Source organism: Frigoribacterium sp. Leaf172 (genome assembly GCF_001424285.1).
Classification (GTDB): domain Bacteria; phylum Actinomycetota; class Actinomycetes; order Actinomycetales; family Microbacteriaceae; genus Frigoribacterium.
The window spans coordinates 294,817-309,419 of the sequence record NZ_LMPB01000001.1 but is presented as its reverse complement, the minus strand read 5'-3'; the positions used below and the strand labels follow the sequence as shown (position 1 = coordinate 309,419).

At 72.5% G+C, this 14,603-nt stretch carries 16 protein-coding genes; 5 read left to right on the top strand and 11 right to left on the bottom strand.

What is annotated here, in order from left to right; all coding sequences use genetic code 11:
* Nucleotides 1–5: 5 nt before the first annotated feature.
* The 6 genes from ASF89_RS01475 to ASF89_RS16150 form a co-directional block, all read right to left on the bottom strand.
* On the bottom strand, nt 6–482 hold the full coding sequence (locus ASF89_RS01475) for a MarR family transcriptional regulator (protein WP_055799260.1): 477 nt from the start codon (nt 480–482) through the stop codon (nt 6–8).
* Nucleotides 483–692: 210 nt separating this feature from the next.
* Nucleotides 693–1,298 carry a potassium-transporting ATPase subunit KdpC gene (gene kdpC / locus ASF89_RS01470; protein ID WP_055799256.1) on the bottom strand — a complete coding sequence of 202 codons (606 nt, stop codon included), beginning with the start codon at nt 1,296–1,298 and terminating at the stop codon, nt 693–695.
* Between the two features lie 43 nt (nt 1,299–1,341).
* Nucleotides 1,342–3,525, bottom strand: a complete 2,184-nt coding sequence (kdpB, locus tag ASF89_RS01465) for a potassium-transporting ATPase subunit KdpB (RefSeq protein ID WP_055811415.1) — start codon at nt 3,523–3,525, stop codon at nt 1,342–1,344.
* Between the two features lie 2 nt (nt 3,526–3,527).
* The gene (gene kdpA, locus ASF89_RS01460; protein ID WP_055811411.1) at nt 3,528–5,201 is read right to left on the bottom strand and encodes a potassium-transporting ATPase subunit KdpA; all 1,674 of its coding nucleotides are present in this window, start codon (nt 5,199–5,201) and stop codon (nt 3,528–3,530) included.
* Nucleotides 5,201–5,290: a K(+)-transporting ATPase subunit F gene (gene kdpF / locus ASF89_RS15570; RefSeq protein ID WP_071257733.1), complete on the bottom strand. Its 90-nt coding sequence runs from the start codon at nt 5,288–5,290 to the stop codon at nt 5,201–5,203. The genes kdpA and kdpF overlap by 1 nt, the downstream gene beginning before the upstream one ends.
* Nucleotides 5,287–5,421, bottom strand: a complete 135-nt coding sequence (locus ASF89_RS16150) for a hypothetical protein (protein WP_255354962.1) — start codon at nt 5,419–5,421, stop codon at nt 5,287–5,289. The genes kdpF and ASF89_RS16150 overlap by 4 nt, the downstream gene beginning before the upstream one ends.
* Nucleotides 5,422–5,537: 116 nt before the next feature.
* On the opposite strand from ASF89_RS16150, the gene ASF89_RS01455 reads away from it, so the two are divergent.
* The gene (locus tag ASF89_RS01455; RefSeq protein ID WP_055812968.1) at nt 5,538–6,167 is read left to right on the top strand and encodes a hypothetical protein; all 630 of its coding nucleotides are present in this window, start codon (nt 5,538–5,540) and stop codon (nt 6,165–6,167) included.
* On the opposite strand, the gene ASF89_RS01450 is transcribed toward ASF89_RS01455, so the two are convergent.
* Entirely contained in the window at nt 6,151–6,753 is a 603-nt protein-coding gene (locus ASF89_RS01450; protein WP_055799242.1) for a TetR/AcrR family transcriptional regulator, read from the bottom strand. The two genes, ASF89_RS01455 and ASF89_RS01450, sit on opposite strands and share 17 nt — an antisense overlap.
* A 109-nt stretch (nt 6,754–6,862) precedes the next feature.
* Between ASF89_RS01450 and ASF89_RS01445 the strand changes: the two genes are divergently transcribed.
* The 3 genes from ASF89_RS01445 (at nt 6,863) to ASF89_RS01435 (ending at nt 9,470) form a co-directional block, all read left to right on the top strand.
* On the top strand, nt 6,863–7,573 hold the full coding sequence (locus ASF89_RS01445) for an SDR family oxidoreductase (protein WP_055811408.1): 711 nt from the start codon (nt 6,863–6,865) through the stop codon (nt 7,571–7,573).
* 156 nt (nt 7,574–7,729) lie between these two features.
* The gene (locus ASF89_RS01440; protein ID WP_369814523.1) at nt 7,730–8,164 is read left to right on the top strand and encodes a LexA family protein; all 435 of its coding nucleotides are present in this window, start codon (nt 7,730–7,732) and stop codon (nt 8,162–8,164) included.
* Nucleotides 8,157–9,470, top strand: a complete 1,314-nt coding sequence (locus ASF89_RS01435; protein WP_055811404.1) for a Y-family DNA polymerase — start codon at nt 8,157–8,159, stop codon at nt 9,468–9,470. The genes ASF89_RS01440 and ASF89_RS01435 overlap by 8 nt, the downstream gene beginning before the upstream one ends.
* A gap of 82 nt (nt 9,471–9,552) precedes the next feature.
* On the opposite strand, the gene aztD is transcribed toward ASF89_RS01435, so the two are convergent.
* Genes aztD through aztB form a run of 4 tightly spaced genes read right to left on the bottom strand, consistent with a single transcriptional unit; the run spans nt 9,553 to nt 13,863 of the window.
* Nucleotides 9,553–10,773, bottom strand: a complete 1,221-nt coding sequence (gene aztD, locus ASF89_RS01430; protein WP_055811401.1) for a zinc metallochaperone AztD — start codon at nt 10,771–10,773, stop codon at nt 9,553–9,555.
* A 35-nt stretch (nt 10,774–10,808) separates the two neighbouring features.
* A complete protein-coding gene (gene aztC / locus ASF89_RS01425; RefSeq protein ID WP_055811398.1) occupies nt 10,809–11,738 on the bottom strand; it encodes a zinc ABC transporter substrate-binding protein AztC in 930 nt (309 codons plus the stop codon).
* 2 nt (nt 11,739–11,740) lie between these two features.
* A complete protein-coding gene (locus ASF89_RS01420; RefSeq protein ID WP_055811390.1) occupies nt 11,741–12,958 on the bottom strand; it encodes a hypothetical protein in 1,218 nt (405 codons plus the stop codon).
* Nucleotides 12,955–13,863: a zinc ABC transporter permease AztB gene (gene aztB / locus ASF89_RS01415; protein ID WP_369814522.1), complete on the bottom strand. Its 909-nt coding sequence runs from the start codon at nt 13,861–13,863 to the stop codon at nt 12,955–12,957. The genes ASF89_RS01420 and aztB overlap by 4 nt, the downstream gene beginning before the upstream one ends.
* A 54-nt stretch (nt 13,864–13,917) precedes the next feature.
* Here aztB and ASF89_RS01410 point away from each other — a divergent pair, with 54 nt between their 5' ends.
* Nucleotides 13,918–14,601: a metal ABC transporter ATP-binding protein gene (locus ASF89_RS01410; RefSeq protein WP_055811385.1), complete on the top strand. Its 684-nt coding sequence runs from the start codon at nt 13,918–13,920 to the stop codon at nt 14,599–14,601.
* Nucleotides 14,602–14,603 lie beyond the last annotated feature (2 nt).

Genomic DNA, 14,603 nt, shown 5'->3' with positions numbered 1-14,603 from the left:
GCGTGTCACTCGGGGCCGGCGGCCTCCCGGGCGGCGCCGTTCAGGGCGTCGGTCACACGGTCGAGCTGCGGGAGCACGGCGGTGATGGCATCGTCGGTGCCCGAGGTCGAGAGCACGTAGCGGTACGCCTCGTTCAGCATCGACATCGTGTCGTCGCCCTTCTCGGTGAGGCGGAGGTGCAGGCTGCGACGGTCGCCGGGGTGCTTCTCGCGGAAGATGTGCCCCGAGCGCTCGAGGCGGTCGATGACGGCGGTGGTGGCCCCCGAGCTGAGGACGATGTCCTTCGCGAGCGCCCCCGGCGTGATGCCGGGCGTGTCGTTGATGGCGGTCAGCGCGGACAGCTCCATGGGGCTCACGTCGACGACCCTGGCGGTGTACACGCGGTACCGGCGGTGGGCCTCGTCGAGCTGGTGGAGGGTGTCGGCCAGTCGTGCGACGGACTCCGGGGTGTTGGCCGGGGTCGCGGGCAGATCGTCGTGCATGGGTGCTCTTTGCTCAGGGTGCGAGGGCGCGGTCGTCGCGCGCGGCTTCTTCCCGCGGGGCGGCGGGGCGGTGAGACCGTCGGGCCTCCCCCGATTCTGTCGCGCTGCGGGGTGCCGCGTCTATGCCCTGTTCGAGGCAGACGACGCCGCGGGCGGCCGGGATGCCCCGACCGCCCGCGACCCCGGTGCCCCGACCGCCCCGCCCGCGGGTCAGCCCGCCGTCGCCGCGAGCGCCACGTTCAGCTCGAGCACGTTCACCGTGGGCTCCCCGAGGTAGCCGAGGTCGCGGCCCTGGACGTGACTCTCGACGAGGGCCGACACCTCGTCGGCGGGCAGGTCGCGCGCGGCCGCGACCCGGGCGATCTGCAGACGGGCGTAGGCGGGGCTGATGTGCGGATCGAGGCCCGAGCCGGACGCGGTCAGGGCGTCGACCGGGATGCTCGCGGGGTCGACCCCGTCGCTCTCGGCGATCGCGGCCCGGCGCTCCTCGACCGCGGTCACGAGGTCGTCGCTCTCGGGCCCGAGGTTGCTGCCGCTCGAGGCCGAGGCGTCGTAGCCGTCGCCGGCCGCGGAGGGCCGCGACTGGAACCACTCGGGCAGAGCGACCCCGTCGGCGTCGGTGAACGACTGCCCGATGAGCGACGACCCGACGGTCTCTCCGTCGAGACGGACGGCCGAGCCGTCGGCCCGACCGCTCAGGGCGACCTGGCCGATGCCCGTGACGACCGCCGTGTAGACGACGCCGAGCAGCAGGGTGAAGACGAGCATGGCCCGGAGGGCGACGCCGTGCTGGCGGAACAGGGTGCGTGTGTTCATGGTCTCTCTCGTTGCGTGGGGGTCGCGGGCTCGGCTGGCCGGCTCAGAAGCCGGGGAGGAGGCTGACGACGAGGTCGATGAGCTTGATGCCGACGAACGGGGCGACGACGCCGCCCACTCCGTAGACGAGCAGGTTGCGCGACAGGATCGCCGACGCGGACGCCGCCCGGTACCGGACTCCGCGCAGGGCGAGCGGGATGAGCGCGACGATGACCAGCGCGTTGAAGACGATCGCCGACAGGATCGCCGACGCGGGCGAGCTCAGCTGCATCACGTTCAGCACCCCGAGCCCCGGGAACACCCCGGCGAACATGGCCGGGATGATCGCGAAGTACTTCGCGACGTCGTTCGCGATCGAGAACGTCGTGAGGGCGCCTCGGGTGATGAGCAGCTGCTTGCCGATGCGGACGATGTCGATCAGCTTCGTGGGGTCGCTGTCGAGGTCGACCATGTTGCCGGCCTCCTTCGCGGCCGAGGTGCCCGTGTTCATCGCCACGCCCACGTCGGCCTGCGCGAGCGCGGGGGCGTCGTTGGTGCCGTCGCCCGTCATGGCGACGAGCGCCCCGCCCTGCTGCTCGCGGCGGATGAGCGCGAGCTTGTCTTCGGGCGTGGCCTCGGCGAGGTAGTCGTCGACGCCGGCCTCGGCCGCGATGGCCTTCGCGGTGAGCGGGTTGTCGCCCGTGATCATCACGGTGCGGATGCCCATCGTGCGCAGCTCGGCGAAGCGCTCGCGCAGCCCGGTCTTGACGACGTCCTTCAGGTGGACGACGCCGAGCACGCGGGCATCGGCTGCGGTCGTCTTCATGGCGACCACCAGGGGCGTGCCGCCGGCGTTCGAGATCTCGTCGATGCGGGTCTGGAGCTCATCGCGCTCGCTGGACGAGAGGCGGCGATCCTCCTCGACCCACGAGATGATCGAGTTGCCGGCGCCCTTGCGGATCCGGGTGCCGTCGGGCAGGTCGAGCCCGGACATCCGGGTCTGCGCGGTGAAGGGCACGATCTCCCCTCGCCGATCCTCGGCGTCGTGCCAGCCCGTCGTCAGGGCCAGGTCGACGATGGACTTGCCCTCGGGCGTCGGGTCGGCGAGGGAGGACCGCGCTGCGGCGTCGACGAGCTCGGCCGGTGCGATGCCGTCGAGCGGCGTGAACTCGGCGGCCTGGCGGTTGCCGTACGTGATCGTGCCGGTCTTGTCGAGCAGCAGCGTGGTGACGTCGCCGGCGGCCTCGACGGCGCGACCCGACATGGCCAGCACGTTGCGCTGCACGAGGCGGTCCATGCCGGCGATGCCGATGGCGCTCAGCAGGGCGCCGATCGTCGTGGGGATGAGGCACACCAGCAGGGCGATGAGCACGGGGATGCTCACCGACGCGTCGCTGTAGGCGGCGATCGGGTTCAGGGTCAGCGTGACGACGACGAAGACGATCGAGAGGCTCGCGAGCAGGATGTTCAGCGCGATCTCGTTCGGCGTCTTCTGCCGCGAGGCCCCTTCGACGAGACGGATCATCCGGTCGACGAAGGTCTCGCCCGGCTTGCTCGTGATCCGCACGACCACGCGGTCGGACAGCACGCGCGTGCCGCCGGTGACGGCGCTGCGGTCGCCGCCCGACTCGCGGATGACCGGCGCGGACTCGCCGGTGATGGCCGACTCGTCGACGCTGGCGATGCCCCAGACGATGTCGCCGTCGCCGGGCACGACCTCGCCGGCGGTCACGACGACGACGTCGCCGAGGGTGAGATCGGCGGACGAGACGGACTCCGAGGAGGCGCGCTCGGCTCCGCCGTCGGACACCGCGTCGTACGCCGTGACGCGCCGGGCCGTGGTGCTCGTGCGGGTGGCCCGCAGGGTCTCGGCCTGCGCCTTGCCGCGCCCCTCGGCGACGGACTCGGCGAGGTTGGCGAAGACGACGGTCAACCACAGCCAGACGGCGATGGCGGCCGTGAACGAGCCGGGCACGGGCGATCCGCCCGAGGTCTCCGGGCCCGTGAAGAGCCCGGCCACGGCGAGGATCGTCGTGTAGGCGGCGCCGACCTCGACGATGAACATGACGGGGTTGTGCCACATCTCGCGCGGGTCGAGCTTGCGGAGGGCCCCCGGGAGGGCGGCGACGAGCTGGGCGGCCCCGAAGGCGCCGCCGCGCTTCGGCGGGGTGCCGGTTCCGGTGTCGGCGCGGGTGGCGTCGTGGGCGTCGTGTGACGCGTCGGTGGCAGGTGTGTCGGTGGTGGTCATGGTTACTGCAGCCCTTCGGCGAGCGGCCCGAGTGCGAGGACGGGGAAGTAGGTCAGCGCGGTGATGATCACCGAGACGCCGGTCAGGAGGCCCACGAACTGCGGGCGGTGGGTGGGCAGCGTGCCGGCCGTGGCGGGCACCCTGTCCTGTGCGGCGAACGAGCCGGCGAGCGCGAGCACGAGCACGATCGGCACGAACCGGCCGAGCAGCATCGCGACGCCGAGGGTCGTGGTGAACCAGGGCGTGCTCGCGGTCAGCCCGGCGAAGGCGGAGCCGTTGTTGTTCGCCGCCGAGGTGAAGGCGTAGAGCACCTCGCTGAAGCCGTGCAGCCCCGGGTTCCAGATGCTGGTGCCCTCGACGTCGGCCCGCACCGCGGGGATCGCGAAGCTCAGCGCCGTGAACGCCAGCACGATCGTCGGCGTGACGAGGATGTACAGGCTCGCGAGCTTGATCTCGCGCGGCCCGATCCTCTTGCCGAGGTACTCGGGCGTCCGCCCGACGAGCAGCCCCGCGATGAACACGGTGATCACGGCGAGCACGAGCAGGCCGTAGAGCCCGCTGCCCACACCGCCGGGGGCGATCTCGCCGAGCATCATGTTCAGCATCGCCATCATGCCGCCGAGGGCCGTGTACGAGTCGTGCATCGAGTTGACGGCGCCGGTCGACGTGATCGTCGAGGTCGTGCCGAACAGGGTCGACCCCCAGATGCCGAACCGCGCCTCCTTCCCCTCCATCGCGCCTCCGGCCAGCTGCGTCGCGGTGCCCGCGCCGCGCAGCTCGAACCAGGTCATCGCCGACAGGGACACGGCGAAGATCGTCGCCATGACCGCGGCGATGGCGACGCCCTGACGGGTCGAGCCGACCATGCGGCCGAAGGTCCGCGGCAGCGAGAACGGGATGACGAGCATCAGCAGCACCTGGAGGACGTTCGTCCACGGGGTGGGGTTCTCGAACGGGTGGGCGCTGTTGGCGTTGAAGAAGCCGCCGCCGTTGGTGCCGAGCAGCTTGATGGCCTCCTGCGAGGCGACCGGCCCGCCGGGGATCGTCGCGGCGCCCCCCGTGAGGGTCGTCACGTCGGTGAAGCCCGCGAGGTTCTGGACGACGCCGCCGGCGAGGAGCACGAACGCCGAGAGGACGGCGAGGGGCAGCAGGAGGCGCGTGACGGCCCTCGTCAGGTCCACCCAGAAGTTGCCGAGGGTGCCGCTGCGGACCCGGGCGAGCCCGCGGATCAGCGCGACCGCGACGGCGATCCCGACGGCCGCCGACACGAAGTTCTGCACGACGAGTCCGAGCACCTGCACCGCGTAGCCCATCGTGATGTCGGGCGAGTACGACTGCCAGTTGGTGTTGGCCACGAACGAGGCCGCCGTGTTGAACGACAGCCCCTCGGGCACGGCCGGGAAGCCGAGCGAGTACGGCAGGACCGCCTGGAGCCGCTGCACGGCGTAGACGAACAGCACGCCGACGAGCGAGAACGCGAGCACACCGCGCACATACGCGGGCCAGGTCTGCTCGGAGGCGGAGTCGACCCCGATGAGGCGGTAGAAGCCGCGCTCGAGCCGGGCGTCCTTCGCCGTGGTGAAGATGCGGGCCATGTGGTCGCCCAGGGGGCGGTGCACAACGACCAGGACCACCACGACGGTGAGGATCTGGAGGATGCCGGAGAGAGCGTCCACTAGAACCTCTCGGGCTTCACGAGGGCGTACACGAGGTAGGCGAGGGCGGCCACGGCGAGGACCGCCGCGCCGATGCTGAAGACGATCACAGCTTCTCGACCCCCTTCGCCACGAGGGTGACCACTGCGAACACAGCGATGACGGCGAGCACGTACACGATGTCGAGCACTACGACTCCAAGAGGATGATCGGCGGGCCCTGAGGCCCGGGTGCCCGTCACGGGCACAGCGAGTCAGTAGACGCCCCCTCGGCGCCTCGGCCGGCGGCCTTTACGGGTTCCTCACGTCGGGCTCGGGGATCCTCACGGACTCCACACGCCACGGCATGATGGAGGGCATGCGAGACAGCGCCGTGATGCCCGCCGACGACCCGCGCCGCGCGGCGCTCGAGGCGGAGGGCTGGCGCGTGACGGCCGGGTCGTTCGGCGCGGAGCTCGACGCCGACCGCATCGACCGGGCGAGGCTGCAGGAGGCGCTGGCCGGCTCCGTCGGACGGGCGGGCGTCGCGCGCGAGCTCACCGCCGACGACGTCGACGCCGTCCTGGCCCTCGACGCCGCGACGGCCCGCGACTACCCGGGCAGCGTGGCGACGCGGCACCGGCCCGTCGATCGCGATGGGGCGACGCCGTCGGCCTCGCGCCGCATGTTCGGGGTGCTCTCGGCGGGCGGCGAGCTGCTCGCGCTCACCGTCGTCGACGTCGACGGGGCCGCGGCCGAGACCGATTTCACGGTGGTCGCACGCGACCGACGGCGCCGGGGTCTGGGCGTCGCCGTGAAGGCGCTCTCGGTGCTGACCCTCGTCGACGACGGCGTCGAGCGGTTCCGCACCGGCGGCTCCGCCGACAACGCCGGCATCCTCCGGGCGAACGCCCTGCTGGGCTACGTGCGCGACGAGGAGTGGGTGACGCTCGAGCCGGGCGACGCCCAGCCGATGCGCCCCGAGCCCCGCCTCAGTCGGGGAGGATGACCCTCAGGCGCGCGCGGATCGCCTCGACGATCTCGTCGTCGGAGACCGCCTCGTCGACCGCCGACGACATCGCGAGCATGACGACCGCCGAGATCACCTGGGCGAGCGAGGCGGCGTCGGCCGGACTGCGCGACGTGAGGCGCGTGATGATGCCGGCCACCGCCTCCTCGGTGCGGGCCACGATGGCGAGGGCCTCGGCGTGATGCGGCTCGGTCGCGTCGCCGAACGCCATCTCGCGGAGGTACGTGCGGCCGTTCTCGACCTGCTCGCGGTTGCAGTGCACGATCGGAGTCAGCACGGCGACGATGGCCTCGACGGCCGTCGCGGCGCTCTGGGAGGCGCGGATCCCCTCGTCGAGGGAACGCGCGTAGTTCGCGTTCTGCGCGAGCAGCAGCAGCTCGCCCTTCGTCCTGGCGTAGAGGAACAGCGTGCCGGCGCCGACGTCGGCCGCCTCGGCGATCTGCTGGGTCGTGACCTCGTCGACGCCATGGCGGGAGAACAGGTCGGAGGCCGCCCGGGTGATGCGCTCGAGCTTCGCCTGCTTGTTGCGTTCGCGCCGCCCGGGCTCGGGGGATGTCGACGACATGGCATGCTCCAGGAATAGATTCTGACTGAACTCAATTATGACATGAGTCAGATATCTGGCGGCTCGTATTCGAGCATCACATCTTCTCACCCTCTCGGAAGGAACACCCATGACCAGCATCGAAGGCTCCGTCGTCCTCGTCACCGGAGCGAACGGGGGCATCGGCACCGCGTTCGTCGAGGCCGCCCTCGCCCGCGGTGCCGCGAAGGTCTACGCGACCGCCCGCACCCCGCGCGAGTGGAGCGACGACCGCGTCGTGCCCCTCGCCCTCGACGTGACCGACGCCGCCTCCATCGCGGCCGTGGTCGAGGCCGCCCCCGACGTCACCATCCTCATCAACAACGCCGGCGCCAACACGCCCACCCCCGGGATCCTCAGCCACACCGACGACGAGATCCGCGCCAACGTCGAGACGAACTTCTTCGGGCCGCTGTTCCTCGCCCGCGCCTACGCCCCGCTGCTCTCCGCGCAGGGCGGCGGCACGGCGATCATCGACATCCACTCGGCCCTGTCGTGGTTCGCCGTCGCGGGCATCTACTCGGCGACCAAGGCCGCTCTGTGGTCGGCGACGAACTCGCTGCGCCTCGAGCTGCAGCCCGCCGGCGTCCAGGTGGTCGGCGTGCACGTCGGCTACGTGGACACCGCGATGGCCGCCGGCGTGACCGACGCGAAGACCTCGCCCGTCGACCTCGTCTCCGACGTCTTCGACGCGACCGAGGCCGGCGAGCACGAGGTCCTCGCCGACGAGACCTCGCGGCAGGTGCGGTCGGGTCTCTCGGCCCCCCTCGAGGCCCTGTACCCGCAGCTGGCCCGCGGCTGACGCCGTGACCGGCCGAGGAGGCGGTCCTCGCGACCGCGGGCGCGCCTCCTCGGCCCCTCCCCCGATGTCGGGGGTGCTCCGTAGGCTTCACCCCATGAGCACCCTGACGATCGTCGCCGACCGCGCCGCGGCGCGGGGTGCCGTCGGGGGCGCCCGGTGAGCGCCGCGATCATCGGACCCGTCGGGGGCGACGAGCGACCCGAGGGGCTCCTCGCCCGCCTGGCGCCCGAGGCCGTCCCCGCGGGCTTCCCGTCGCCGGCGCAGGGCTACTACACCGGCCCCGTCGACCTCAACCGCCACCTGATGCGCGACCCGACGGCGACGTTCATCGTGCGGGTCAGCGGCGAGAGCATGATCGGCGCGGGCATCTTCGACGGCGACGAGCTCATCGTCGATCGCGGGCTCGACGCGCACGAGGGCGACGTGGTGGTCGCCGTCGTCAACACCGAGCTGACCGTCAAGCGGCTGTCGTACCGGTCGGGCCGCATGGTGCTGAGCCCCGAGAACCCCGCCTACCCCGAGATCGTGCTGTCCGAGCACGACGAGGCGACCATCTGGGGCGTCGCCACGAGGTGCCTGCACCGTGTCTGAGCCGCGCTCCCCGTCGACGGCTTCGCGGCGCAGCATCGCGATCGTCGACGCCAACAACTTCTACGTCTCGTGCGAGCGCGTGTTCGACCCCGCCCTCGAGGGCCGGCCCGTCGTCGTGCTCTCGAACAACGACGGCTGCGTCATCGCCCGGTCGCAGGAGGCGAAGGCGCTGAACGTCGACATGGCGGCGCCGTGGCACACGATCGCCCCGATCGCCGCGATGCAGGGCGTGGTCGCCGTGTCCAGCAACTACGAGCTCTACGGCGACATGTCGGCCCGCTCGGCCGAGATCCTCAGCCGGTACACCAGCAGCCAGGAGGTCTACTCGATCGACGAGTCCTTCATCGAGCTGACCGGCACGCTCGACGACACCATCGCGCAGGCGCGCGAGATCCGGCGCATGATCCGCAAGCTGATCGGGCTGCCCGTCAGCATCGGCATCGCCCCGACCAAGACCCTCGCCAAGCTCGCCAATCGGGGCTCCAAGCAGAACCCCGCCCTCGCGGGAGTGTGCCACCTCGGCAGCTACGGCCCCGAGCAGCAGACCGCCATCCTGGCGAGCGTCGACGCCGGCGAGGTGTGGGGCATCGGCCGACGGACGGCCAAGAAGCTGATCCCGCTCGGCATCCACACCGCCGCCGATCTCCGCGACGCCGACGTCGCCCGCATCCGCAAGCGGTTCGGGGTCGTCCAGGCCCGGGTCGTCGAGGAGCTCCGCGGCGTCGACTGCCTGCCGATCGACCAGGTGCAGCCCGAACGCGACCAGATCCACCACTCGCGGTCGTTCGCCGTGCCCATCACGACCGTCGCCGAGCTCGAAGAGGTGATGTCGGTGTACACGCAGCGCGCCGCGGCCCGACTGCGCAAGCAGGGCTCGCTGACCCGCATGATGCGCTGCTTCGCCGCGACCTCCCCGTTCGCCGAGGGGTCGGCCCACACGAACCACGTCGTCTCGGCCGCGTTCCCCGAGCCGACCGACGACGCCACGACGCTCTACCGCGCCGCCATCGCCGCGCTCGGGCCGCAGCTCGAGCCCGGCAAGAGGTACGTCCGCGCCGGCGTCACCCTGATGGAGCTCACGCCCCGCGACGAGCACGCCAGCCTCGACGTCTTCGGCGAGGCCGCCGAGACCCCGCCCGCCTACGGGGCCGTGCTCGACCGGATCGCCGGCCGGTTCGGCGAAGAGACGCTCGGCCTCGGCGTGGCCGGTCTCCGCCACCGTCGTGGCTGGACGATGAAGCGCGACATGGTCTCGCCCCGCGCCACCACCCACTGGGACGAACTCGCGGTCGTCAAGGCCGACTGAGCGCCGGCCGACCCGGCTGGGGGTGGCTCCGCGACGGAGGAGGAGGCGCGGTGCCGACCGGCACCGCGCCTCCTGACCTCGGCTACTCGCCGACCGCGGTCGCGATCTCGTTCGGGGTGACGTCGAGCTCGCTCGTGGCGACGACCTCGCCCGTGGTCAGGTCGACCGCGTGGATGCTGTTCTTCGCCGGCTCGGTGACGTAGCCGACGCCGTCGGCGCCCACGACGATGGCCGGGTGCGCGTCCTGCCACTCGACGGGGCTCTCCCAGGCGTCGATGACGGGGTACGAGGCGGTCAGCTCGCCGGTCTCGGGGTCGAGCACGTGCACGGCGCCGTCGGAGCCGATGATGTACGCGAGGTCGTCCGGGCCGCGGGCGACGTCACGGAAGGTGTACTCGACGCCCTCGGGCAGGTCGACGACCTCGAGGGTCTTCGCCTCGGTGTCGATCAGGGTCACCGCGTTCAGCAGGTAGCCCTCGGCGTCGGGGTCGTTCTTGTAGTCGCCGACGATGATCGGGCTGGTCTCGCTCACGTACGCGTTGCCCATGCGGCCGTAGGGCTGGTCGGGTGCGTCGAGCTTGGTGATCTCGCCGTCGTGGTAGACGATCGCGCCGTCCTCGCAGCCGAAGACGACGGCCTCGTCGGCCGCGGTGCCCTCGCCGTGCACGCCCGGGCACTCGTCGCTCTGCACGACGACCTCGCCGGCCGCGTCGCGGACCTCGATGCCGTTCCGGCCGTCGGCGTTCCCGACCGTGGTGAGGAACGTGCCGTCCTCGAGCACGACCGAGACGCCGTGGTGCGCCTCGACGCCCTCGATGGTCTCCGTCTCGGGCAGACCGTCGGCGGTGGCCAGGTCGGCGGTGTCGAAGACGGTGGTGTCGCTCGTGCCGTCGGCGTAGAGGATCGTCTTGCCGCCATGCCGCACGACGTGGCCCGGGGTGTCGGCCGCGAAGACGGTGTCGGTGAGCTCCGGCTCCTCCGACGTGCCGGCCGCGGTGTCGAGCAGCTGGAAGCCCTCGCTCATCGTGACCATCACGTGGCGGCCGTCGCCCGCCGGGTTCAGCCGGGTGAACTCCTCGGAGTCCATGTCGGCGACGGTCTCGAGGGTCGTGCCGTCGAGCACGAGGATGCCGCCCTCGTACGAGACGGCGACGCGGCTGCCGGCCGGGCCGGATGACGCGTCGGCGGCGGGGGTGGTGCCGTCGCTCTCGGGTGCGGCGCCCGACGAGCAGGCGGCCAGGGCGGCGACGAGCCCGAGGGAGGCGGCGGCGAGGCCGACTCGGCGGAGGTGGGGGGTGCGCATGGCGGGTTCCTTCTCTTGATGGTGGATCAGGGCGCTCAGGGCGAGAGCCCGGTGGCGATGCGCTGCGTGTTGACGCGCATCATGGTGAGGTAGTCGGGAGCCCCCTCGTCGGGTCCCGTGAGGGACTCGGTGTAGAGCTCGACCACCTCCACGTGGATGTCGGCCTCGCCGGCGAGGGCCTGGACGAGGCGGTCGGGCGACGACGACTCGGCGAAGATCGCCCGGACCCCGGTCTCCTCGACCGCGTCGACGAGGTCGGCGAGGTCCGAGGCGGAGGGCGCGGCCAGGGTCGTGCCCCCGGGGATGACGGCTCCGACCACGTCGAAGTCGAACCGGTCGGCGAGGTATCCGAAGACGTGGTGGTTCGTGACGAGGGCGCGGCGGTCGTCGGGGATCGCCTCGAACGCCGCGGTCATCTCGGCGTCGAGCGCGTCCAGCTGCGCCCGGTAGTCGGCGGTCCGCTCGGCGACGGCCTCGGCGTCGACGCCGGGGATCCCGGCCAGCTCGGGCTCGAGCGCGTCGACGACGTCGAGCATCCGCGCCGGATCCGTCCAGAAGTGCGAGTCGGGCATGCCCTCGGCGTCGCCCTCGCTGTAGTCGAGCACGTCGATGACGTCGCCGGCGACGAATGTCGGCACGTCGTCCGCCGAGGCCGCGTCGAGGTGCTGTTGCAGCCCCTCCTCGAGACCGAGTCCGTTCGAGACGATCAGATCGGCCGACCGCAGGCGCGCCGCCTCCTGGGCCGAGATCTCGAACGAGTGCGGGTCGGCGTTCGGCTTCATCAGCGTCATGACCTCGGCGTCGTCGCCCACGAGCTCCTCGACCACGTCGCCGAGGATGTTCGTCGAGACGGCCACGAGCGGCCGGTCGTCGCCCGCGACGGGCGAGCAGCCTGTGAGCGCGAGGCCGGCGACGGCGGCCGCGACGATCGCGGACAGGGTCGCGCGCCGGGTGGTGGATCGCATGGTCATCGTCCCGTCTCGGCGGTGAACGCCGGCTCGGTGGCGGTGTCGAACGTGCGGGCGACGCGGGCGCCGTCGGCGTGGTCGATCTCGAACAGGCGCCGTTCGGACGGGCCGCTGAGGTAGGCGCGCTGCTGGTCGGCGACGAGGGTCGGGGTCGCTCCGGCCGCGAGGGACTCCGCGACGAGCGGCTCGGTCTCGGCGAGCACGGCGCCGTCGGGGCTCATGACCACGACGCGGCCGTCGGCGGTGAGGGCGAGGACGTTCTCGTCGGCGTCGTCCACCGCGGTGACGTGCACGAGCGGCGCCGGGGCGTCGATCAGCGTCCACGAGCGCTCTCGGGTGTCCAGCAGCCAGACGCCCTCCGAGCCGGCGAGCGCCGCGACGGTGGGTCGCCCCTCCCGGTTGTCGAACGACGTCGCGGGCGGCGCGGTCGTCCCGGCCGGGTAGGGGATCCGCTCGACGGTGAGCTCGTCGTCGACGACGGTGGCCAGCAGCGCCCCGTCCGAGCAGCCGATGACGGCGCCGACGCGGGTGGTGATGGTGCCCGACGCCTCGGGGCACGCCTCGTCGAGCCCGGTCGGTTCGCCCTCGGCCGTGTAGCCGACGGCGGTGCCGCCCTGCGCGACGACCGCGAACGACCCGACGGACACGACCATGCCCGGGCCGGGCTCGGCGTCGAGGCGGAACAGCTCCGAGACCTCGCCCTTCGACAGCGCCTCCGTGTCGAGCAGGACGGCGTCGCCCGAACCCTCGAAGAACACGCCGGTGCCGCCCGACGTCGAGAGGTTCGTGGTGGCGATGCGCGCCTCCCCGCCTCCGTCGACGGCGCCGAGGAGGCGCGGGTCGGCCCGGTAGTAGTGGAAGTGGTCGACGTGATCCCACGTCCACACCCCGCTGTCGACGACCTCGACGCCGGCCTCCGTCTGCGCGAACAGGTACCGGCCGTCCGTCGTGATGGCGGACGGGGCGCCGATCTCCCCGATGTCGGTGACGCTCTCGTCGAGCAGGTCGAGGTGCGAGACCGCGCCGTCGGGGTCGATGGCGGTGAGTCCGAGCCGCGGTTCGGCGAGCTCCTCCGCTCCGGCCACGGCGCCGTGGCCCTCGGCGGCGGCCGTCGTGGTGGGGTCGGACGCGGCGGGGGCGTCGGACCCGGTCGAGCACGCGGTCAGGGCGAGCGCGCAGACGCCCACGAGGGCGGAGTTCAGGATGCGGGAGATCACGGGATCCTTTCGAGGGGGGCGGGCGCGGGGGTCGGCGCCGCGGGCGGGACCGTCGGTCGAACCGCGGCCCGGCGCCGACGGCTCGTCACGATCGAGCGCGCGGCCCACGAGAGACCCGACAGGGCGATGGCGGTGGCGGCGACCGACGCGCCGGCCGCCGTGGCGGCATGCCACGAGACGAGCAGTCCGATGACGACCGCGGCGATGCCGACGACGGCGGCGAGCGCCATGCGGGTGGGGATGCGCGTCGTCCACTGGCCGGCTGCGACGGCCGGTGCGAGCAGGAGGCCCACGACCAGCAGCGACCCGACGGCCTGGTACGAGGCGACGACGGCGAGGGTGACGAGTCCGACCAGGACCGCGTGCGCCAGCCGGGGGCGGAGTCCGAGCACGGCGGCGATCCGCGGGTCGAGCGCCGAGGCGACGAGCGGGCGGTGGAACACGACGGCGACGACGAGGCCCACGACGGCGGCGACGGCGAGCAGCAGCACGTCGAGCGGGGCGATGGCGAGGATGTCGCCGAAGAGGATCGAGGTCGCGTCGGTGGCGAAGCTGCCCGAGTGCGAGATGATCACGACGCCGAGGGCGAGCATCGAGACGAAGAGCATGCCGATGCTCGTGTCGTACGAGAGCCGGCCCCGACGCTGCAGGGCGGCGATGCCGAGGCTCATGGCGACGGCGCTCAGGGCGCCCCCGACCAGGACGGGGGCGCCGACGACGGTCGCGAGGGCGACGCCGGGCAGCATCCCGTGGGCGAGGGCCTCGCCGAGGAACGCCATGCCGCGGATGACGACCCAGGTGCCGACGACGCCGCAGAGGACGGCGACGAGACCGCCGCCGACGAGGGCGCGCTGGAGGAAGTCGAGCGTGAACGGCTCGAGGATCCCGGTGATGGAGGAGGGCACGAGGCATGACCGTAGCCGAGAATGAGAACGGTTATCAACTTGTAGGGTGGAGACGTGCTCTCTCATCGACCCGCCCCCCTCCCCTGCGTCAGCCTCCGCGGCGCGGGTGTCGACTTCGACGGTCGCGCCGCACTCGACGGGGTGGACCTCGACCTCGCCGCCGCGTCGCTGACCGTCGTGGCGGGCCCGAACGGCGCCGGCAAGTCGACGCTCCTCGAGGTCGTCGCCGGCACCCGCCCCCTCTCGCGCGGCACCCGCGTGGGCTCCCGCGTCACGGCCTTCGTGCCGCAGCGTGCCGGTGTCTCGGACCGCCTGCCGGTCACGGTGCGCGACGTCGTGACGATCGGCACCTGGGGCCGCTCGACGAGCCCCCGGCACCGAGGAGGCGCGGCGCGCGAGACCGTGGCGGTCGCGCTGGACAGGCTCGGCATCGCCGACCTCTCGGGCGAGCCGTTCTCGTCGCTGTCGGGCGGTCAGCGCCAGCGGGCGCTCCTGGCGCAGGGCCTCGTCGGCGGCGCGGACCTCCTGCTGCTCGACGAGCCCACGACGGGGCTCGACGACGAGAGCTCCGCGCGGATCCGCGACATCATGCAGACCGAGGCGCGCCGCGGCGTCGCGGTGGTCTGCGTCTCGCACGACCCGGCGGTGCTCGCCGTCGCCGGGCGCGTGATCCGTCTCGACGGCGGCCGCATCGGATCGGACACGACGGCGTCGGCGTCGGCGTCGGCGGGGGCCTGACG

What these genes read in the sequence shown, in the direction of transcription:
- ASF89_RS01475 (WP_055799260.1), bottom strand. Translation starts at nt 482, where the DNA reads ATGCACGACGATCTGCCCGCGACCCCGGCCAACACCCCGGAGTCCGTC.
- kdpC (WP_055799256.1), bottom strand. Translation starts at nt 1,298, where the DNA reads ATGAACACACGCACCCTGTTCCGCCAGCACGGCGTCGCCCTCCGGGCC.
- kdpB (WP_055811415.1), bottom strand. Translation starts at nt 3,525, where the DNA reads ATGACCACCACCGACACACCTGCCACCGACGCGTCACACGACGCCCAC.
- ASF89_RS01455 (WP_055812968.1), top strand. Translation starts at nt 5,538, where the DNA reads ATGCGAGACAGCGCCGTGATGCCCGCCGACGACCCGCGCCGCGCGGCG.
- ASF89_RS01450 (WP_055799242.1), bottom strand. Translation starts at nt 6,753, where the DNA reads ATGTCGTCGACATCCCCCGAGCCCGGGCGGCGCGAACGCAACAAGCAG.
- ASF89_RS01445 (WP_055811408.1), top strand. Translation starts at nt 6,863, where the DNA reads ATGACCAGCATCGAAGGCTCCGTCGTCCTCGTCACCGGAGCGAACGGG.
- aztD (WP_055811401.1), bottom strand. Translation starts at nt 10,773, where the DNA reads ATGCGCACCCCCCACCTCCGCCGAGTCGGCCTCGCCGCCGCCTCCCTC.
- aztC (WP_055811398.1), bottom strand. Translation starts at nt 11,738, where the DNA reads ATGCGATCCACCACCCGGCGCGCGACCCTGTCCGCGATCGTCGCGGCC.